Source organism: Pseudomonas sp., assembly GCF_050739995.1.
In the GTDB taxonomy this organism is placed as follows: Bacteria; Pseudomonadota; Gammaproteobacteria; order Pseudomonadales; family Pseudomonadaceae; genus Aquipseudomonas.
Genome location: NZ_JBOICG010000159.1, coordinates 1 through 20,773, shown reverse-complemented (window position 1 = coordinate 20,773; position 20,773 = coordinate 1). Strand labels below are relative to the sequence as shown.

General features: G+C 56.8%; 15 protein-coding genes and 3 pseudogenes. 9 read left to right on the top strand and 9 right to left on the bottom strand.

The window, feature by feature from the left end:
• From ACRESD_RS05700 to ACRESD_RS05685, 4 genes are all read right to left on the bottom strand, one after another.
• Nucleotides 1-296 (bottom strand): hypothetical protein (locus ACRESD_RS05700; RefSeq protein WP_431750037.1); only part of this gene is annotated, 296 nt, incomplete at its 3' end.
• Nucleotides 297-1,297: 1,001 nt separating this feature from the next.
• Complete coding sequence (locus ACRESD_RS05695) at nucleotides 1,298-1,549, bottom strand: hypothetical protein (RefSeq protein ID WP_431750036.1); 252 nt, start codon at nucleotides 1,547-1,549, stop codon at nucleotides 1,298-1,300.
• A gap of 453 nt (nucleotides 1,550-2,002) precedes the next feature.
• Nucleotides 2,003-2,272 (bottom strand): hypothetical protein, encoded by a 270-nt coding sequence (locus tag ACRESD_RS05690; protein ID WP_431750035.1) that lies wholly within the window; start codon nucleotides 2,270-2,272, stop codon nucleotides 2,003-2,005.
• Between the two features lie 198 nt (nucleotides 2,273-2,470).
• Nucleotides 2,471-3,013, bottom strand: coding sequence for a GNAT family N-acetyltransferase (locus tag ACRESD_RS05685; RefSeq protein ID WP_431750034.1), 543 nt, complete (start codon nucleotides 3,011-3,013; stop codon nucleotides 2,471-2,473).
• 414 nt (nucleotides 3,014-3,427) lie between these two features.
• Between ACRESD_RS05685 and ACRESD_RS05680 the strand changes: the two genes are divergently transcribed.
• The 3 genes from ACRESD_RS05680 (at nucleotide 3,428) to ACRESD_RS05670 (ending at nucleotide 5,535) form a co-directional block, all read left to right on the top strand.
• A complete protein-coding gene (locus ACRESD_RS05680; RefSeq protein WP_431750033.1) occupies nucleotides 3,428-3,799 on the top strand; it encodes a hypothetical protein in 372 nt (123 codons plus the stop codon).
• A 141-nt stretch (nucleotides 3,800-3,940) separates the two neighbouring features.
• Nucleotides 3,941-4,816 carry a glyoxalase III HchA gene (gene hchA / locus ACRESD_RS05675; protein WP_431750032.1) on the top strand — a complete coding sequence of 292 codons (876 nt, stop codon included), beginning with the start codon at nucleotides 3,941-3,943 and terminating at the stop codon, nucleotides 4,814-4,816.
• A gap of 26 nt (nucleotides 4,817-4,842) precedes the next feature.
• On the top strand, nucleotides 4,843-5,535 hold the full coding sequence (locus tag ACRESD_RS05670) for a PA1136 family autoinducer-binding transcriptional regulator (RefSeq protein WP_431750031.1): 693 nt from the start codon (nucleotides 4,843-4,845) through the stop codon (nucleotides 5,533-5,535).
• Between the two features lie 235 nt (nucleotides 5,536-5,770).
• Here ACRESD_RS05670 and ACRESD_RS05665 read toward each other — a convergent pair whose 3' ends face one another.
• Together ACRESD_RS05665 and ACRESD_RS05660 are read right to left on the bottom strand one after the other, a co-directional pair.
• Entirely contained in the window at nucleotides 5,771-11,242 is a 5,472-nt protein-coding gene (locus ACRESD_RS05665; RefSeq protein WP_431750030.1) for a trifunctional serine/threonine-protein kinase/ATP-binding protein/sensor histidine kinase, read from the bottom strand.
• A 60-nt stretch (nucleotides 11,243-11,302) separates the two neighbouring features.
• Nucleotides 11,303-11,974, bottom strand: a complete 672-nt coding sequence (locus ACRESD_RS05660) for a response regulator transcription factor (protein ID WP_431750029.1) — start codon at nucleotides 11,972-11,974, stop codon at nucleotides 11,303-11,305.
• 202 nt (nucleotides 11,975-12,176) lie between these two features.
• Here ACRESD_RS05660 and ACRESD_RS05655 point away from each other — a divergent pair, with 202 nt between their 5' ends.
• The 4 genes from ACRESD_RS05655 to ACRESD_RS05640 all read left to right on the top strand — a co-directional run bounded on the left by ACRESD_RS05655 (nucleotide 12,177) and on the right by ACRESD_RS05640 (nucleotide 16,100).
• Nucleotides 12,177-13,193 (top strand): GlxA family transcriptional regulator, encoded by a 1,017-nt coding sequence (locus ACRESD_RS05655; protein WP_431750028.1) that lies wholly within the window; start codon nucleotides 12,177-12,179, stop codon nucleotides 13,191-13,193.
• A 130-nt stretch (nucleotides 13,194-13,323) separates the two neighbouring features.
• Nucleotides 13,324-13,695 carry a response regulator transcription factor gene (locus ACRESD_RS05650; RefSeq protein ID WP_431750027.1) on the top strand — a complete coding sequence of 124 codons (372 nt, stop codon included), beginning with the start codon at nucleotides 13,324-13,326 and terminating at the stop codon, nucleotides 13,693-13,695.
• A gap of 219 nt (nucleotides 13,696-13,914) precedes the next feature.
• Nucleotides 13,915-15,117 (top strand): NAD(P)/FAD-dependent oxidoreductase, encoded by a 1,203-nt coding sequence (locus ACRESD_RS05645; protein ID WP_431750026.1) that lies wholly within the window; start codon nucleotides 13,915-13,917, stop codon nucleotides 15,115-15,117.
• A gap of 53 nt (nucleotides 15,118-15,170) precedes the next feature.
• A complete protein-coding gene (locus tag ACRESD_RS05640) occupies nucleotides 15,171-16,100 on the top strand; it encodes an MBL fold metallo-hydrolase (protein WP_431750025.1) in 930 nt (309 codons plus the stop codon).
• Between the two features lie 132 nt (nucleotides 16,101-16,232).
• On the opposite strand, the pseudogene ACRESD_RS05635 reads toward ACRESD_RS05640, so the two are convergent.
• Together ACRESD_RS05635 and ACRESD_RS05630 are read right to left on the bottom strand one after the other, a co-directional pair.
• A pseudogene (locus ACRESD_RS05635) lies at nucleotides 16,233-16,836 on the bottom strand (terminase small subunit).
• Between the two features lie 372 nt (nucleotides 16,837-17,208).
• Nucleotides 17,209-17,351, bottom strand: a pseudogene (locus tag ACRESD_RS05630) (phage holin family protein); the annotation flags it as partial.
• A 33-nt stretch (nucleotides 17,352-17,384) separates the two neighbouring features.
• Here ACRESD_RS05630 and ACRESD_RS05625 point away from each other — a divergent pair.
• A complete protein-coding gene (locus tag ACRESD_RS05625) occupies nucleotides 17,385-17,621 on the top strand; it encodes a DUF4224 domain-containing protein (RefSeq protein ID WP_431750024.1) in 237 nt (78 codons plus the stop codon).
• 2 nt (nucleotides 17,622-17,623) lie between these two features.
• Nucleotides 17,624-18,690 (top strand): annotated as a pseudogene (locus ACRESD_RS05620) (tyrosine-type recombinase/integrase).
• A gap of 135 nt (nucleotides 18,691-18,825) precedes the next feature.
• On the opposite strand, the gene ACRESD_RS05615 reads toward ACRESD_RS05620, so the two are convergent.
• Entirely contained in the window at nucleotides 18,826-19,485 is a 660-nt protein-coding gene (locus ACRESD_RS05615; RefSeq protein WP_431750023.1) for a carbonic anhydrase, read from the bottom strand.
• Nucleotides 19,486-20,773: the final 1,288 nt, after the last annotated feature.

Genomic DNA, 20,773 nt, shown 5'->3' with positions numbered 1-20,773 from the left:
GCGATAGTCATCGCTGGCAGTGACACAGCATGATCAGAGCTATTCAGCCAACCGTTTTTCTGTGCAACATCTCCCTTGAGGTAAGTCAGATATGCGCCAGTGTCCAGTTGGAAGTAGTAGATCTTTTTCCCCAAAGTGACCGGTATTACGATAGCTGCACGCTCGCTGATACCCGGTACATTCGACCATTGGAACGCAGAGCATTGTTGTGGGGCGAAAGTTATACCCGGAGCTATATCTGCGTGCGCAAGTGGCACAAACAGCAATAACAACCACCACCCTCTAGGCGAAAACATAGCTCCTCCATGGAATAGCTTTTCAGATCTAAAAGGCCGTCCTTACGAGCCTCTCAAAATTCCTTGCATCAAAGTAGATACATTGTTAATGGTAGCCGGATCTGATGACAGTCTTGTGACCGTTTAAGTGGATGTTGGTCACGGCTTTGAAAATGCCTTTTTGCCGTAAGCCACTGCTCGTCCCATTTTACTTATCACCACGCGGCTGTATGATCGACGCTGCCAGCGGCTGCAGGCCTCACCAACGTACTAGGTGAAGTACTGAGATAATTGGGCGGGATTGGCTAAGAAAACGCAAATAGGGTTGATCAGTTAAAATACAGCTTAAAATAGAGCGTGGTATAAACGGACTAAGCGTTCAGCGCCTGTTCTTCGTGGCTTACCCAATAGTAGGAGCCGCTGTGTTACGGATGACTTTTTGCGATCTTTAACCGAAGACACTCCGATTAAGTATCCACCCACTATAAATTAAACTATCGCTAGCTTTAATCATACCATTAACATGTTTGAGCGCTGATCCGTCAACTGAGAACTGTGGACACCAGTTTTGGAGCAGAAATCGCGTCGAGGCCTTTGCAGAGATGGCTTGACCCCACCAGTCGTATCTCCAAGTGTATTGCGAACATAGATCAGTCTCGATGGAGTGCCAGCCTGGTCAAAAGCCGGTCATAAGCCTAGCCTGCACGACGGTCCTCAATGACGCCTGGAACAGACGCGATTCTGCGGCCGGGCCTTCCGAGATATTCGGGCGACTTCCTGGAGCACAGGTTTGAATTGCCCCTTGTTTTAGACAGCTCCAGCGATCGCTTTTGGCACGGTCTCAGCCTTTAATCTCCTCCAGCTTCGGACCGACCGCGACCTTTTGTCCCGATAGCTTTAAGACTGAATCGCCCCTGATAAAATAGACACTCGGGAGCGTCCACTTATGGAAGAAATCTGCATCTCATTTCAGCAGCAAATGGAAGGTGAGGACTGCATCTTGTGACTGAGACTAGTGCAAATCAGAGGGGGAATTTCTTCATTGAGAGCCGTAATCGCTGCCATTCATTCCAGCAGTCCTCGGCAACTAAATCCCGGAAACCACGCTCGTTCTCCATATCCAAGGCGATGCGGAGTGGAACTGCAATACACGTCGCTTGATCACGGATCTTGAGCACCTCGATCTCTGTGAGTGGAGAGCCTTTGCTCGTTTCGGCGCTTTGCAAAGCCACCGAAAGCGCCGGAATGAATACAACACAAAGCTGTTCCGTCATCTGTTGCTAGCCTCACTCGTACGGTAAATAGCTGTCGAAGCGCACCCCGCCAGCACCGCCACCGCCACCGCCACTATCAAAATCCGCATGTCGTTCCCTCTTTGATGTATCCGGAGACTTTATCACCAGCGAAGGACCGGCAAGAAAGACTCACATGGGTGGAGTTACTCTGATTCGCGAGCGCCCGCTTAACATCATTCTGACTGGCTAAAATCTTGATTCAAGGATCAACCTGCTGCTCAGAAACAAATTCATAATGCTTTCCAGGGCTGTCATCAAGGACCGCTTTCAGAGCCTTAGCTCGTCGCTCCAGGCAAGCATCAAATCCGGCGCTGTGGGGGGCGCCGAAATCTAAGCATGGATCACGATTATCAAGCGGCTGTCGTGGGCTGGAACATCCATTTAATAGCGCTGCCACCGTTACCGCTGCTATCAAAATACGCATGATCGCCCTTAAATATTTGAACCGCTGAAAGTGAAAAATCTAAACGATATCTTCTCGCCACTCAGATCTCTAATTTCATAGCGAATTCTGTCGAACCCATTCTCTACTCGAGAGGCCTGCAGGCGCATAAATTGGGTCAGGCCACCACCAAAGCCGCTCAACTCAAGAGCGCTGACATCATTGAAATGTAGCGTCAACGCATCCAAAGCTGACTCGTCGGCGGACAGCACCAAAACCAAATCGTATTTGAAGTCTTCGAATTTGATGTTGATCGACATAACGCAATCATACTAACGCAGCAGATCGTTTAAGCGATCAAGTCTATCCACGCGCAAGCCCGCCAATGGTCAAACTTGGTCCCACGTGCATGTCGTTCCCTCTTTGGTTTGGCGGGACTGTAGCACTGAGGCTGGGATGCAAAAAGCCCAGCTAGGGGCTGGGCTATTCGGCTTCGACGGGCTAAGAAGTACTAATGGTCATGCTGCAACAATGACATACCGCACCGCGCTGTATTCGAACTCCGCTACTTCACGCAACCCCATACCCACGTGGGCCGTTCGCGATCTCTGATTGTCCCCGCGAATAAAGGCCATGACAGCGGATTGATTCATATGCGCCCGCTGAGCGTCAAACATTGCAGCCGCGATACCACGACGACGAAAGTCCCGGCCTACACAGATTGGGCCGTGTAGGTAAGCTCCCGGATTGGGATAGGCGCTCAGCATCGCTTGGACAATAGGTACATGTAGTTGCGCTTCGCGAGATGTGAATGCAACGTATCCGGCAACACACTCACCACTGCGAGCAACAATGATTGATTGATTGGTGATCGCTTGTGTAAACCACTCACGCGAAAAACGCGCGGACAAGCTACCGCCATGCTCTGGCTGATTTTCCTCCTGCACGCTGAGGATTCCGTCAACATCAATGAGGGTAGCCAGACCGATATTGAGGTCAGCCAGCATCGAAGTCTCAGGAAGAGCTGGTATGGAATTTTTAACACTCTGAATTTTATTCATTACGCACGCCGCTCGGTACTGTAGATCTCAGCATACCCTGCCTTGGATTAGGGTCAAAAGCTGGTGCTCGCCAAGCAACAGAGAGCAGCAGATGATCCACTACCTGTACGAGCTCTTAGTAACACCCCGCCAGAATCGCCACCGCTACCGCAGCTAACAATTCCCACTTTGGTTTGCCGGGACTGTAGCACTGAGGGGTAGGATGCAAAAAGCCCAGCGCGGGGCTGGGCTATTCCAAGGACAGCTGTCGACCATTTCCGGCCTCTCGCGCAGATAGAATAGCGGCCGGGTTCGTCGACTCGCAGCGTGTTACTCCGGCGGAGACTCAGCCACTCAATGAGAACCCACAAGCTGAGTAGAGTGGTAACCAGCGAATCGCTCTCTCCAGTACCTTCAATGCAGGCCACCTAGCTTATGATTTGGAATCCCTTAATTACCGCTCATTTAATCACTGAAACAAGAGAGCTTTCAGCATCCCCGCGCTGGCAATATCCAGACACTCCCGGATCGGCGCAGATAGTGGAGTTGAGCGCGCGCCTCTGTTCTCCAACGATGCACAGAGCCTTTCGAGATACTCCTGAAGGCGATTACCTGTTGTATGTGATCGAGGCATACGAGCACGCCATGAATGATGATTGGCTGCCCTTTGAAATCATTGGCCTTGAGCTTGAGCACGCCCGGGCATTTATCAACCAGGTTGCAAGGGAGCTGGAGTTGGGGTCGACAGATCACCTCATTCCAAAGCTCAGGTCTGTTTATTCAGCGCTCGCTGGTCTTGACCCGTAACAGACGGCTTCCGGCCAAAAGCAGCCGATCGGCGTACTGTATGGGTGCGGAAAATTTCTTTGAGGGAAAACCCTCATTGCTGGGCCTGCGTCACGCTATTAGCATTGATTTCGACAATCGGCCCATTCGTAGGAGAAAACCATGACTACCTTGCAGAGTGACGACAAGCGCCCCACTCCGGATCAGGCAGAGGACAATGCCTTTTTCCCCTCTCCATACTCGCTAAGCCAATTTACCTCGCCAAAATCTGATTTGAGTGACGCGGATTACCCTAATCCTTACCAAGGTGGCCGCTGGAAGATATTGCTGATCGGCGCCGACGAGCGCTATTTACTGACCGACAACGGCACCATGTTTTCCACCGGTAATCACCCGGTCGAGACGTTGCTACCCATGTACCACCTCGACAAAGCCGGTTTCGCGTTCGACGTTGCGACCGTGTCAGGCAATCCGGTGAAGTTTGAGTTCTGGGCCATGCCTTCCGAAGATACCGAGGTAAAGAATTTCTACGCCAAATACCGCGAACAGTTCAAAAAACCCTTGAAGCTTTCCGATGTGGTCGAAAAGGCACTGGGCGAGGATTCGGATTACATCGGGGTTTTCATACCCGGCGGACACGGCGCGCTGATTGGATTGCCGGAGAGTGCCGACGTGAAAGCGGCTTTGCATTGGGCAATCACCAACGACAAATTTGTGATTTCCCTATGTCACGGCCCAGCAGCAATGCTCGCGGCGGGTATTGGAGAGTCGAGGGGTTCCTACATTTTCAACGGCTACAAGATCTGCGCATTTCCAGACAGTCTCGACGCAAAAACGCCCGACATCGGTTATATGCCTGGGCATTTGACCTGGAAATTTGGTGAGCAATTGAAAGCCCTGGGAGTTGAGATCGTCAACCAGGATATTTCAGGTGCAACGCTCCAAGACCGCAGGTTGCTGACCGGCGACAGCCCACTGGCAGGCAATAATCTGGGCAAGTTGGCAGCTGAAGCATTGTTGAAAGAGGTCGCATCGTAGTGAGCGACGGGGCGGCCGAGTCAGCGATGCGAGCTGCTCTGGAGATAGAGACGGCGCGAGCACTTGAATCAATCAAGAAAGCCGTCAGGGGTTTTGCCACACCCTACGGCTATGATCGATTCGTGTTGTTTTCTGCATCGCCGGCAAGTGAAGAAGTGGTTGAGCATATCTACTGGGTCGAAGGCGATTGGTTCGATAACGGTCGATCGGTGGATGCCGAGACTTATGTTCGACATTGTCCGGTGACTCGCCACCTTCTGAATGCTCGGCAATCCTTCTTCTGGCAGAAAGAGCAGGTCAAGGGAGAAGAGCGCTACCGGGTGATTCGTTCTCCAGGTGACCCAGGGATTCAGGGGTTGCAGGTACCAGTTTTCGGCCCGCAGGGGCTTGAGGGCGCGATGAGCTTGGGGGGGGAATCGGTGGATGGAAGCGCGCGGGTTCGCTTGGGACTAAGCCTGGTTGCGACGGCCGCTTTTTTCGCAGCTAGGCGGTTGCTTGAGGCTCCACTGGACGAAGCGTTACAAAGCCTTTCCCCGCGAGAGCGCGAAGTCATGGAATGGACGGCTGCCGGAAGACGGCAAGCGGATATTGCAGCAACTCTCGGTTTGTCGGAGCGTACGGTTGAAAATCACCTGCGCTCAGCGCGCCGACGTCTGGGCGTGACAACGACAGCACAAGCCATCAGGATGGCCATCCGTAACGGCGATATCGATGGTTAAGGACGCGGCGAGATCGAGTGGTGGAACGTTTGGACCTCCGAGTAATTTCCTCAATGGGCTGATCTGAATGTCGGCTATTGGCCGAAAGCGGCCGCTCAATGTACCAATTTAAACGCTGCTAACTCCGATTGAAAGGATGACGCTGTAGATCACTGTCGACGGCGTGAATGCGAGTCTCCATATTGCCAAGCTCCCCTCCCCGCTCAAAAAACGAATACCAGCTCTGAAATCACTTTCATCTCTCTACACATACGGGCAACGTAAACAACATCCGCGCCCCACACGGCGAGTTCGCTTCGGCCCACAAGCGTCCGCCATGGGCTTCGATGATCGTCTGGCAGATTGACAACCCCATCCCCAACCCGGTGGTTTTGGTGGTGTAGAACGCGGTGAAGACTTCCTCCACCCGCTCGCAAGCGAATCCCGGTCCGGAGTCGCTGACGGTCATTCGTACGTCTACACCGACGAACTCGCTGACAATGATTAACCGACGCTCGCCCTCTTCCGTCACAGCCATGGCCTCCAAACCGTTGACGATCAGGTTGAGCAAGACCTGCTGCAACTCGATCCGGTCGACCAGTACGGCGGGTAAATCGTTAACAAGTTGTGTGGTAACCACCGCTCCGTAACGTGTTGCCTCACCACGGGTAAATCCGACCATCTCACCAACCACCGCGTTGAGGTCGACCGCTTGGCGTTGGGGTGGCGTCTTGCGGATCAATGCGCGGATACGTCCGAGCACGTCGGCCGCGCGATTACCGTCGTTGATGATGCGGCTGAGGCCTCTCTCGACTTCGTCGGTGTTTGAAGGTTTTGCGCTGAGCCAGCGCAAAGCTGCGTTGGCATTGGTCACTGTGGCGGCGATCGGCTGATTGACTTCATGGGCGATGGACGCCGCCAACTGGCCCATGGTCGCCACACGGTTGGCGTGCGCCACTTCCGCTTGTACCTGGCGATAACGACGTTCGCCTTCGCGCACTTGTTCTTCGGCCTGTTTGAGTTCACTAAGGTCGAGGACGAACGCCACGCCCTGCAACTGGCTGGCTTCGAACGCCGCCAGACCGACGATAACCGGCAGGCGGCTGCCGTCCTTGCAGATGTATTCCTTTTCGAACGGCTGGGTCCGCCCGGTGCGGATGGCGGTCGCCAGTGCCGCTTCACTTTCCGTGCGCAGTGACGAGGGTGTCATATCGCGCCAATGAACTCTGCCTGACAGCAGATCATCGCGCGCATAACCGACCATGCGCAGAAACGCGTCATTGGCCTCAATGATTTCGCCTTCGACATTCCAGACGATGATGCCGATGATGTTAGCGTCGACCAGCCGGCGAATCCTCGCCTCGCGCTCGGCGACGTCACGATAAAGCCGTGCATTGTCCAGCGAGATCGCCGCCTGTGAAGCCACCAGTCGCAATACGGCAATACGCGCCGGACTGAACACACCCGCAGACAGATTGTTCTCCAAGTATAGCGCCCCAGCAATCCGGCCCTGATTCATCAACGGCAGGCACAGGATCGAGCGAGCGCCGCGTTGATGAATGTACAGGTCAGCGGCAAATACCGGATCGGCGTCGGCATCGTCCAGGCACAGATTTTCACCGGTGCGCAGGGTCTGGTAGAGCACTGATTCGGCCAGCACCGATGAACTCACCGGCTCATGGCACAGCAACGTGCTGTCATCGCCAACACTGGTCTTCGCGGCGATATACGGCGCCTCGCCTTCGGTCAGAATCAGCAGGCCACGCTCGGCACCGGCCTGTTCGATGGCGGTGCGCATGACCATTTCGATCAACCGCTCAAGCACGATCTCGCTTGAAACGGCCTGGGACACCTTGAGTACCGTGGCCAGATCTAGATGCTCGACCGGGGTGGTGATCGTCGTGGTCGGTCCGGGCGCCGTCTCTTCATTGCGCAGATAACGGTGCTGTCGCTCCAGTTGCCGCACCTTGCCCTCAGCCCCCCAGCGCAAGTAACCGTAGCGCGCATCTTGCAGATACAGGCGAGCTATTTTGCTCAAACCACGGGCATTGTAGAAACGCGCTGCGAGTTCGTTGGCCAAGGCTTCGACATGCACAAAGCCGTTGTCCTTGGCCAACTGAATCGCTTGCTCGTACAGCATCTCGGCTTCGATCAACTGCCCGGTGACCCGAGCGATTTCCGCAGCGACCAGCGCCGTCTGACTGGCGAAGGTTTCCGCACACTGTTGCGCCCAGGTTTGCAGTTGATCGTGGTGCGCGCCCAAGCATTGCAGTCGGTCAGTATCGGCTTCGCCTTGGGCAGCCAACGTTAACGCTGCGTAAAAGTGATATTCGGCCTCTTCAAAAAACGAGGAGATCACCCACAACAGTTCCCGGGCTTGCGTCGCGCAGTCGGCGGCCGCTGCGTAATCCCCGGCCAGATAACGCGCCTGCAACTTGCGCACCCAGTACTTGCCGCGAGCTAGGGCCAGGTCCGGAGCGGCGAGGTTGGTCTCAAAGCGTGTCTCATCGAACTCTTCATCATTGAAACTGCCAAACACCGAGGTCTGCCCTCGCAACGTGCGCATCAGTGCCCGTTGGCAACTCATGAAACTGATCACCAGACCGAAACGAATTCTTTGCGCGTAAGCCAGACCCGTTTCAGCCTGCACCTGCACTTCCGCCAGCGGCTCGCCAATGAACAGCAAGTCGGAAATCAGGCTATTGCCAGCGTAGGCTGCATAGGGCAAATCGCCGGTGCGGTTGCCGGCGCTGAGCGCACGCCGCAGCAATTCGCGGCACTCGCGCACCGGGCGCATCCAGCGCACCACGAAGATCGAAAAACACAGGTAGGTACGCGCTTCGTATTGCGTAAGACCACAGCGGTCGACCAGATCGCAGCCCAAGCGGCCAAAGCGGTAACCGCTGGCATAATCGCCGAAGCGCCGCCCGGCAACCCGCACAACATTGGCGTAAAGCATACAGGAGGCGTCGCAATTACCGTGCTCCAGGCTCAGGCTGACGGCTTTGCATATGGTCAGGCAGGCGAGGTTCGCATCGGACTGCAACGCCGGGGCCAACAGTTTGCTCAACGCATCCAGTGTCACCAGCGAGGCCGGATCCTCCATCAGCGGCAGGTCGATCAACTGCTCGATGCTGCGTTCACCCAACTGCCTCCAGATCTGTTGGTATTCGTCGCACACTTGCTGATCGTTCGGATGCGCCGTCCAGTCGATGCCGACCTGACGCAAATACGTCAGGCACACATTCACCGCGCGGTCACTGCGATCGAGCAGCAGGCAGACATCCATCAACAGACAAGTGACTGCCGCGCGCTCTACCGTGGTCAAGACGCGCTTCGCCAGTGCAGTCAGGCGCGCATCGGCCAGCGCCAGTTGCCCGATGAGAAATTCGCACTCGGCGCGATTCAGCTCCAGAGCGAAACCCAGCTCATGGCGACTGTCATCATCGTGTTCGCCGAGCAACGCCACGCCCACGCCCAAGTAGCTCAACGCTGAGGTGTAAGCGGTCGAAGCCTTGGCTCGCTGGCCGGCAAGCAGGTTGAATTCGGCCAGCTGTTCGCGTTCGGCCCGGGCGCTGATCAGGCTGGCGCCGCGATTGAGTTGACCGACGATTTCGAAGATCGCATCTTCACGCCCCTCCGCCGGCGTCTGTAGGGCGAGCAAACGGCCGATGCGCAGATGGGTTTGCGCACGTTCGTTTTCCGCGGTCAGTGAGTATGCCGCTTCGTGAATACGGTCGTGGGCAAACGCACAGGCGCCGTCGTGAAGTTCCACCAATTCCTGGTGCACCGCCGCCCACAGCGCCGCGTGCACCCGCGCCGTCGGCAGGTCGAGCACGGTGGCCAGAGTGTCAATGCGCGCCACGTTGCCCAGGCAGGCCAATTGTTGCAGGGCCTGACGCGTGTCCAACGGCAGACGCGCCAGTTTGCCAACCATCAGCTCCACCACGTTATCGGTATAGCCCTTGGCGTTGATCAGTGCCAGATCCCAGCGCCAACGGTTGAATTGATGGTCGTAAATCAGCAAATGTTCTTCGGCCAACGCGTGAAGAAACTGGATGACGAAAAACGGATTGCCGCCGGTCTTTTCAAGCACCATCCGCGCCAGGGCAACGATGCTCGCGGGTGGGCAGTGCAGGGATTCGGCGATCAACTGTTCGATGTGCGCGCCGGCCAGCGAGGTCAGGCGGATCTCATCGATGTGCACGCCGTCATTGCGCAGCGCCTTGAGTTTGCCGCTGAGCGGGTGGTCGGCATCGACCTCGTTATTGCGGTAGGCGCCCACCAGCAGCAGATGCCCAAGCTCCGAGCGGGTCAGCAAATCTTCCAGCAGATCGAGCGTCGCCGCATCCAGCCATTGCAGGTCATCGAGAAACAGCGTCAACGGATGTTCCGGGCGAGCAAACACGCCGATAAAACGCTGCAACACCCCCATGAAGCGCTGCTGGGCCTGCTGCGGTTCAAGCTCCGGTACCGCTGGCGGCTCACCGATAATCAACTTGAGTTCCGGGATCAGCTCGGTCATCAGCCGTGCATTAGGTGAAAGTGCTTGCAACAACGCCGCGCGCCAGTCAGCGAGTACCTCGCGACGCTTGCCCAGCAGCATTCGCACCAATCCTTGAAAGGCCTGGACCAGCGTCGCATAGGGGATGTCGCGCTTGTACTGATCGAACTTGCCGGCGGCGAACAATCCCCGCGACGGTACCAGCACTTTGTGCAATTCACTGACCACCGAGGACTTGCCAATGCCGGAGTAGCCGGACACCAACACCAGCTTCGGAGAAGGGGTCTGCACCACCTGGGCGAAAGCGTCGAGCAGGGTCTGCACTTCGCGCTCACGACCGTAGAGTTTTTCCGGGATCAGCAAGCGATCGATCGCGCCCTGCTCGTTTAACGTGAACACATCAATCCGCCGCGCACGACGCCAGTCGCCCAGACAACGACGCAAGTCATGTTCGACGCCGGCGGCGGTTTGGTAGCGCGCTTCGGCCGTCTTGGCGAGCAGCTTCATGACCACCCGCGAGAGCATCAGCGGCACCGTGGCCACGCGTTCGCATGCAGGCATCGGTTGCCGTGCAATGTGGCAATGCACCCACTCCATCGGGTCGTTGGCGTTGAACGGCAGCGAGCCGGTGAGCATCTGGTACAGCGTCACTCCAAAGGCATACAAATCACTGCGCGAATCAATCGAACGATTCATCCGACCGGTTTGTTCGGGCGCCATGTAGGCCAGGGTGCCTGCAATGGTTTCTGGCGGCGCAGGCGCCTGACGTTCGCGCGGCAGTCGCGAGGCCAGACCAAACCCCATCAAACGAGCCCGGCCGTCCTGGCAATTGACCAGAATGTGCTGCGGTTTGAGATCCTTGTGCACCAACCCGCACAGGTGCAAACGGCCAAGCGCCACGGCTATGTTGATCGCGTGCAACAAGCAGGTTTCAGTGTCCAGCGGCGCGATCAGCAAACGCGACAGCGGCTCGCCGCCGGGGTCGTCGAATAGCAAGTGCGCGGTTCCGCCCGCGCGTTCAAGGGCTTGCGGTTGCAGCGCCCATTCATTGTGCAGAGCGTCTTTGAGGCTGTATTCATGCGCCAGCCTGGCGAGGGTTGCAGGCAACGGATGAGCGCTTGCCGGATGCATTATCAGCACGCTGGCACTGCCCTCCCCTTGTCCTCGTTTGCGGGAGAACAATCGCTCGCCGTCGTCCCACAAAATCTGTTGTTTGCTGGCCATTGGAGTCGACACCGTAAAAGGGATTTCTGCCACGCGGTGAATGATCCGCGCCGTCTCAGTTCAGCTTGTCAGCCGAGCCGGCTCGATGCCCAGCGATTCGGCGATACGCACCAGATCGGCGACCGAACGTACAGCAAGTTTCCTCATGACCTGCCCGCGATGAACTTTCACCGTCACTTCGCTGAGGTTGAGTTGCGCGGCAATCTGCTTGTTCATCAGGCCGCCAATGACGAAACCAAGCACTTCGCGCTCACGTGCCGTCAATGTTTCGTAGGCTTGGCGCAACGCCGCGCCGGATTGTTCGGCGAGCAGCCGCGCACTGTCGCGGGCCAAGGCACTGGCCACCGCGTCGAGCATGTCCTGATCACGAAATGGCTTGGCCAGGAAATCCACGGCGCCGGCCTTCATCGCCTTCACGCTCATGGCGATATCGCCGTGGCCGGTAATGAACACGACGGGAATGCGCAGACTGTTTTTTTCCATCTGCTCCTGAAAACTCAGGCCGCTTTCGCCACGCAAGCGCACATCGAGCACCAGGCAACCGGGTACGTCGCGTTCGGCCGAAGCGAGGAAATCCCGGGAAGTTTCGAAGGTCTGCACCTGCAGGCCGATCGAACGCAGCAAACCGTCGAGGGCCTGACGCATGGAGGCGTCGTCGTCGACCACATAAACCACCGGTTCCCTCAGCACGGGCGGGGTTGCGCTGGAGCTGGAATGCGACCACAGAGTCATCGTGAGTCCTCGGCGAGATCGCAACGCGTGCGATGTGCAGGTGAATAAATCTAGTCCATGATGGCGAACGCAGCCAGAAGCCAGCCAAACGGTCGCGCAGCAGGCTAGCAGTCGGCCCGCATTGCCGACAGGCCAGAAACCCCTGAAAATCGGCCATGCCTTCTCCCCTCCTTCTTCAGCCGTTTGAACAGACAGGATTTCAATGTCCAGCATTCCCGAGCAGCCCCTCACCGTTGCACCCGAACCGCGCGACGTGGTGTTTATTGCCTACCCGCGAATGAGCCTGCTCGACCTCAGTGGCGCGCAAACGGTGTTCTGGGCCGCGAGCAAAACCTGGGCCGAAAGATGCCAACCCGGTTATCGGTTACACACCGCCAGCCTTGAGGGTGGTTTGATCAATACCGTTGAAGGTTTGGCCGTGGACACGCGAGCACTGCGCGAATTGGACATTGCCGCGCTGGACACCCTCGTCGTACCCGGCGCACCCGATATCTGCCAGACCCTCGACGAACACGCCGAACTTACCGCGTGGTTGCGGCGTAATGCCCCTATCGCGCGGCGGGTAGTGTCGGTGTGCAGCGGCGCTTTCCTGCTGGCTCAGGCCGGTTTGCTCGACGGTTGCCGCGCTGCCACGCACTGGGCCATGTGCGACAACCTGCGCGAGCGTTTCCCGGCGATCGACGTGGATGCCGATGCGATCTTCATACAACAGGGCAAGGTCTGGACCTCGGCGGGGGTCACGGCCGGTATCGATCTGGCCTTGGCGCTGGTTGAGGCTGATTACGGCCGCGAGGTGGCGTTGCAGGTTGCCCGCGAGTTGGTGGTGTACCTCAAGCGCCCAGGTGGTCAGGCGCAATACAGCACACTGCTGCAATCGCAGGTGCAGGACAGCCCCCTGTTCGACCCGTTGCACTTGTGGCTGATCGATCACCTCGATGATCCGAAACTGACTGTCGAGCGACTCGCCGAACAGGCGAAAATGAGCCTGCGCAATTTCACCCGGGTCTACAAACAGAGCACCGGGCGCACGCCGTCCAAAGCCATCGAACTGTTCCGCCTCGAAGCGGCCAGGCGCATGCTGGAGAACTCGGCGCACACCATCGACAAAGTGGCGCGCCTTTGCGGCTTCGGTGATGAAGAGCGGTTGCGCGCCTGCTTCCAGCGTCACCTGTCGATTTCACCGCGCGACTACCGCAGCCGCTTCAGCCGCGAAGGCTGATGCTGAAAATCGCTGACGCTCAAAAAGTCTCGACGGACTATACCTAGGTATAGTTTTGCGCCGGTGCCGACGGCGTATGGTGCAAGAACGACAGGAGTCGCCATGCGTGCCCGTCCGGCCAGGGAGCCCTATGCAGCACAAGGTTGTCATTGCGGTGGTTGACGACGACGAGGCCATTCGCAATGCGCTCGCGGGTTTGCTTCGCGCCTTCGGTTATCAGGTCTTCACCTATCCGGGCGCGCAGGCATTCCTTGAGTCAAAAGGTTCGGCACAGACACACTGCCTGATCTCCGATATCCAGATGCCCGGTATGAACGGCCCGCAACTGCACGAAGCATTACGCGGGCAAGGCTGGCGCATCCCGGTGATTTTCGTCACCGCCCATCCCGATGAATTCCACACCGACGCGCCCGGCGTTATCGCTTGCTTGCCCAAACCCTTCCCGCCCGAAGACTTGCTCAACTACATCGACACGGCCCTGAACCAGACACCTCCCGTGTAGAAGCTGCCCGATACTTTCGTATACCTCCCTTCGACCCATGCGTAATCCGCATACACGGATGGACAACTGCACGCGCAGCGCCCACGCCATAGCATTGATTTCGACAGCAGGCGATTAAGTGCCATTCAGTACGGCAAGCAGTTTGCGGCGGCCAGTGATCGTCACGCCAAGGTCGAAACGACCCGGGTTTATCCATCCATCAGCGTCAAGGAGCACATTATGAAACAGCAATTATTGGTGATCGGTGCAGGGTTCGGCGGGCTATGGAGCACGTTGAGCGCCGCGCGTTTGCTGGATATGCATGACCGCCACGACGTGGAGATCACACTGCTCGCGCCGCAAGCCGAACTGCGCATCCGTCCGCGTTTCTACGAACCCGATGTCCACAGCATGTACGCACCGCTGAATGCGCTGCTTGCTGCCGTGGGTGTGCGTTTCGTCAAAGGCACCGCCGAGAGCATTGACGTCCAGGCACGGCGTGTCGGTTATCGCGATGAGGCCGGTCGTCCGGGCGAGCTGACTTACGATCGCCTAGTGTTGGCCAGCGGCAGTCAACTGGCGCGTCCGCCGGTGCCGGGCCTGAAAGAGCATGCGTTCGATGTCGACCAAATCGAGTCGGCGGCACGCCTGGAACGCCACCTGCACTCGCTGGCCAGCCAACCGGCCAGCGCCGCGCGCAACACTGTAGTGATCGCTGGCGGCGGTTTCACCGGTATCGAAACCGCGACCGAAATACCGAGCCGTCTGCGAGCCATTCACGGCAAAGAGCAAGACGTGCGGGTGATCATCGTTGATCGCAGCAAAGACGTCGCCGCGACCATGGGCGAGGGCATCCGTCCGTCCATCATCGAAGCATCAAAAGAACTGGGTATCGAATGGATCGTCGACGCCAGCGTTGCCGCCGTCGATGCCAACGGCGTCACCCTCGCCGACGGCCGCCACATCGAGAGCAATACCGTGATCTGGACCGTGGGTTTCCGAGCCAGCCCACTGACTGAACAGCTCAATGCCGAGCGCGATGGCCAGGGCCGTCTGCACGTTGACGCCAATCTCAAAGTGCAAGGGCTCGAGCACGTGTTCGCAGCCGGCGATGTTGCCCGCGCTGCCACCGACGACGTCGGCAACATCTCGGTGATGTCCTGCCAGCATGCGATCAGCCTCGGTCGTCACGCCGGCAACAACGCCGTTGCCGATCTGCTCGGCGTGGCACCGACCACCTACCGTCAACCGAAGTACGTGACCTGCCTCGATTTGGGTGCTTGGGGCGCGGTGTACACCGAAGGTTGGGATCGCCAACTGAAGCTGGTGAAAGCCGAAGCCAAAGAACTGAAGACGCAAATCAACAGCGTGTGGATCTACCCGCCGGCCGCTGACCGTCGCACCGCCCTCGCCGCTGCCGACCCGATGATTCCGGTGGCCTGATCTCGCCCCAGTGTCCAAGAACCGATGTCTTGCCTGAGAAAAAGGAGAACACCATGACCATGCATCTGGATTCCTTCACCGCCCACAATGCCACCCTGCAAACACCGACTGAAGAGCTGGTGCCATCGCGCTACGCCCTGCGCCTCGGCAACATCGACGTGATGGTAATCAGTGACGGCGTCCTGCCGCTACCGACCCAGACCATGTCAACCAACGCCGATCCCGCCGATCGCGCTGCGTGGTTCAAAGAGATGTATCTGGGCCCCGACGCGTTTGACTGGGCACTCAATGTCCTGGTGGTACGCAGTGGTGAGCAAGTCATCCTCGTCGACGCCGGACTCGGCGGTCAATTCCCCGGTTTTCCCCGTGCCGGGCAGTTTCCCAAACGCCTCGCGGCGGCCGGCATCGACCTCGCAGACGTCACCGATATCGTCATCACCCACATGCACATGGACCACATCGGCGGCCTGCTCGTCGACACGGTGAAAAACCGCTTGCGCGACGACGTGCGCATCCACGTCACCGCCACCGAAGTCGACTTCTGGACCTCGCCGGACTTCACCAGCACCGACATGCCCGCGCCGGTGCCGGACGTGCTGCGCTCCACCGCCAATGCGTTCATCCAGCAATACCAAAGCAAATTGCACATCTTCGAAGACGAGCTCAACGTCGCCCCCGGCGTGGTCGCCAAACTCACCGGAGGCCACACCCCGGGCCACTGCGTGGTCTACGTGACCTCCGGTGACGAACGCCTGACCTTCGCCGGCGATGCCCTGTTCCCGGTGGCCTTCGACCACCCGGACTGGCACAACGGCTTCGAGCACGACCCTGATGAAGCGGTGCGCGTGCGCGTGCGCCTGCTGCAGGAAGCGGCGGCCAGTGGTGAACTGTTTGTCGCCACGCACCTGCCCTTCCCTTCGGTCGGCCGCGTTGCCCTCAATGGAGAGGCTTTCCGCTGGATCCCGGCTATCTGGGACTACTGATCAGGTAGCGTTGAAAACACCCTCACTCAGCCATGGCTGGGTGAAGGTGTTTAGGCATTTCTGGTACGGTCCCGCCCCTTTATCTAAATCAGCCATATGTTGCTAGTGGTAGTACAAAAAACCACGACCAAATCAACGCCTTTCTAGCTCAATCCCGAAGTCGTCACTGGATACCTGAGCCGTTTCGTTGAGCCGTTGACGCAAAGCAGCGGTCAGCTGTCGTTCCACTTCCCAAGGGTCCGATAGCGCAGCGAGCTGTGGTGCCAATTGCGGCGACATGCTCATCAACGACTGATTGAGCGAGCGCGCCGTTTCATAAGCTGCTTTCTGCACAAAACTGATTTCCACCAGTTCGCCCTGCGCTTTGCGAAACTCCATCTCAGCCATCCGCGCCAGGTAATGCATCACGATGCGCACGTGCTTTCTGAAAATCCGGCGTCTGCCCTTGCGCGGGATCAACGGGCAGCGGCGCAGCCATGTTAGTCGGCTCGGATTGGGCTGCGACGTGACTGTACACATCACGCTGAAGCCGATCCTGTTGGTGGCGAGCAGCGACGGCAGCCTTGCTCGGGTCGGCGGTATCGCGGATCAACGCTTCAGTCGCCAGCACGTCGACCTGCTTGCCATTGGGTGACAGCACCAGGCGGCCGTTCTCTTTCAGCCAGGTGATGTAGCTCGGTGATCGACCGATATACGCAGCGAAAGCGCTCTTTGACAGGTAGGTAGCTGTGCTCATAAGCCCTCCTTTTCAGCGGTTTTTCAATGAATCCTTTCAAGATTTCAGTGGATTGAAATTTCAGTAAGCTGGCGGGCCTCCCACTAACACGATCCCGCGGGTTTCCGACCCCGTACCCTTTGAAAGTCCCCAGGGTCCCCGGCGATTTTCTGCCCGGCCCGGTGGTCGAGCCAGCATCCTAGTGCCATGCCTTACCCCATCCCTTTGGAAAGACGGACATCCCTGCAAAGGTTTCAGCTAGAGAGAATCCGCGAGTTCCATAACCCGTGTAGGGGGCGGCCCTTAGGGGGGCCCCGTGAAATCGACGCCCCAGCCGGCCTGCCCGGCTCATGCCTTTGGCTCGGCCTCGCTCAGGTCGAGCCGCTTGGCCACCTAGCGTTCGCACAAGCCGATGGAGACATCGGCGCTGGCCATCGCGGTCAGGCACCCTGGGCGCCCGCTGTCCAGATCGACAGGCCCGCGCCGAACAGCAACATCATCGCTGAAACGCCGCAGACGATGCAGGCAGCCCCCCTCCAAATACAGAAGAAATGCAGCAAAGGAACAGCATGGAAATTCATAGCGAAACTCTTGCCGAGGACGAGCTCGTCGCAATCACCGGGTATCAACGACCTTCAATGCAACTCGACTGGCTCAATCGAAATGGCTGGAAATATATGCTCACGGGTTCACGCCGCCCCGTTGTCGGCCGCGTCTATGCCCGAATGAAGCTATCTGGTGTAAAGCCTTCGTCTGAAAATATTGCGGCTGAAGTCTGGTCGCTCGATCTCTCGCGCGTGGGGTGAATATGCGACCACGAAAGGCGGCAAATCGAGATCTACCACCTCGCATGATAAGGCGGGTTCGGTCGCTGAAGAGCGGCGTTGAATGGGTCGGCTATTACTACGACGGAAGAGATGATCAAGGTAAACGGAAAGAAATCCTCTTGGTACCGACCTAGATGTCGCAAAGGTGGAATGGGCGAAGCTTGATTACAAGCCAACTCCGCAACAGAACACCCTGCTTGGGAAAGTTTTTGACCGATACTAAGCCGAGATCATTCCAGGAAAAAAACCTCGAACCCAGCAGGACAACTTGCTTTCACTTACGCAACTCAGAAAAGCATTCAATGATGCGCCGATTAATGCTGTGACACCGCAGGTGATAGCCCAGTACCGCGACAAACGGACTGGTAAGGCCCGGGCAAACCGCGAGATATCATTGCTCTCTCATGTCTATAACATCGCCCGGGAATGGGGTATCACTGACAGAGAGAATCCAGCCTCTGGAGTCCGCAAAAACAAAGAGACACCACGTGACTTTTACGCTGATGCTACGATCTGGAATGCCGTCTACGGCGCCGCTGTTTCAGAGCTTAAGGATGCCATGGACCTAGCCTATCTAACTGGCCAACGCCCTGCAGATGTTCTGTCCATGCGCGCTACGGATGTAACCGAGAGTTTTCTCCAGGTTGCCCAAGGCAAGACGTCGAAAAAGCTCCGCATCCAGCTAGATGCAGGCAAGATCTCTAATGGTTTGGGCGAGCTAATAGAAAAGCTGCTAGCACAAAGAAAGGCGCGAGCGGTCCAAAATCCGTACTTGATCGTCACGGAGGACGGGCGCCGCGTAACCGCCCCCATGCTGCGTTTGCGATTTGACGACGCGAGAAATATCGCCGTTGCGAAAGCTTTAGAACACGAAGATTTACAACTCGCCTCGAGCATCCGACAGTTCCAGTTCCGGGATATCCGGCCTAAGGCAGCCAGCGAAATTGAAGATCTTGGGCATGCCAGCAGATTGCTAGGGCATACAGATAAACGCATAACCGAAACGATTTACCGTCGTGTCGGTGAGATAGTCAAACCTACCCGATAACCCCACGATCAAGTGAGTTCGATTAGGGGTTTTCTTAACCGTTGCTCCTTCTAGACGTACAGCTTCAGTGTGAAAACCGAAGATTCGAGAAGGGCTGCGGAAGCAATTAACTCACCTTCATTTTGTCTGTCGCCATTATAACTGCCTACCTTTGCCCGCAGCGATCGCGACGGTGCTTGGCGAATCCGCAAGCGAAACGAATTGACGTGTCGCGCCATCCAGCGCATCGATACCACCCGCCTCGATGTCGTAAACCCACCCATGTAGATTCATACGCCCCTGCTCAAGCGCAAGGTCCACCGATGGATGTGTACGCAGGTTCGCTAGCTGTGCTATCACGTTTTCTCGCACGAGGCCATCAAGCTTCTCACGGGGCGTGTCGAACACATGCGCCGCATTGATTGCTTTCGCGACATCTGCGTGACGTAGCCAGTTAGCGACCGCTGGGAGGTGATCCAGACATATGCAACGCGAAATCGCGCCCATCGCTCCGCAATCTGAATGGCCGCAGATCACTATGTCTTGCACACCAAGGACTGCGACTGCGTATTCGACGGTAGCTGACACGCCACCAGGCTCGGGTCCATACGACGGCACAATGTTGCCAGCGTTGCGTATCACGAACAATTCACCCGGTTCGCGCTGCGTGAGGAGCTCGGGCACTACACGACTGTCGGAGCAGGTAACAAACAACACCTTGGGATTTTGTGTTGTAGCGAGCTGCTTGAAAAGCTCAACGCGTTGCGGATAGACCTCGCGTTGAAAACGTAGAAAGCCGTCGATAATGTCACGCATGAAATTCTCCAAACCCAATGGCGGACGCTGGGACCAGTTTACGTAAAACCATACGTCGCGGTTACAGTCATTATCGCAGCCTTTACTTGCGAGCATCTGCAGCCGGCCAGAAGCAGACATTCAGATATCTACTAAGCTGGAAGCGGTTCTAGAGTCGAGGGCGTTCAATGAGGAAGATGAGAATTCTGTTTGGTGTTTGTCTAACGATTTGGGCGCTGGTTATTTTTTTGGGAGTAAACCTTTACTCTGGAGTTATTATGCAAAAGGTAGCGGGTTATCCGACGCCCGGACAGTTCTACACCTGTATCGTGCTTCCATGTGCGTTATTGACATCAACCATACTGGTTCTATTATTTTCTCGCAAGCTTCACTGGTTAATTTTGGCGGCCTTTTGCTTACTCCAATTTTTAGCGCTTTTAGCTTTCTTTTTTATTGTGAGCGGCGGTATTTAAATGAAATCATCAAAGCTTGGTAGTCGTTCTGAATCAGATGAACTTAATAAATGAGAAGTGAGTCGTTAGATCTTTTTATTTGAGGTGTGGGGAGTACCGATGCGAATTGTGAGCGGTCTCTGGTTCCGTAGACAGCTTCGAACGGCCATTTTTGGCTGTTAGTGAACGGCTACTTTGGGTCGGTTTCAGCCCGTCGTCACAGGCAAAAAACGACCCAAAGCATACGTCGCTGGCCTATATTCAGAGTGAACAAACTGGCCGTTCACCCAAACACTTGGTGGACTAAGCTTGATGCATCGTGGATAGCAGGGAAGCGGCCAGCATGTATGAAAAACTGTTTCTTTTGGGGATGCCGAGTCTATTTTTGGCCGCCTATATTTCTGCGGCAGTTTTCGAGAGTGTTCGGCGAAAGGACAAATAATTCGGCAAAACAGCCTCGTTTTTCTATTCAGCCTTCATTGGTGCCGCGGCTGTGATAAATGCGATGACCGCCTATGGGCTTGGCATGGCGGATATTGTGCTCAAGCCGGCGATTGCTTTTGCCATATCCGCATCGGTACTCAACTCTTACCTCTACATTGCCTCACTGGCATACGTATTTTCCGCGCGTTGGAGGAGGCCCCGTTGTGATAGTTGCTGAGGCGCCGCCCCCGTGAGAGAGGGCAAAGGTTCTATATGAATGTCCACTTTTGGCCGAAAGCTGTCGTTGAAGTAGCCCAGCCCCGCGCTGGGCTTTTTGCATCCGCCCCTCAGTGTTACAGTCCCGCCAAACCAAAGAGGGAACGACATGCGGATTTTGATAGTGGCGGTAGCGCTATTTGGAGTGCTGGCAAGCA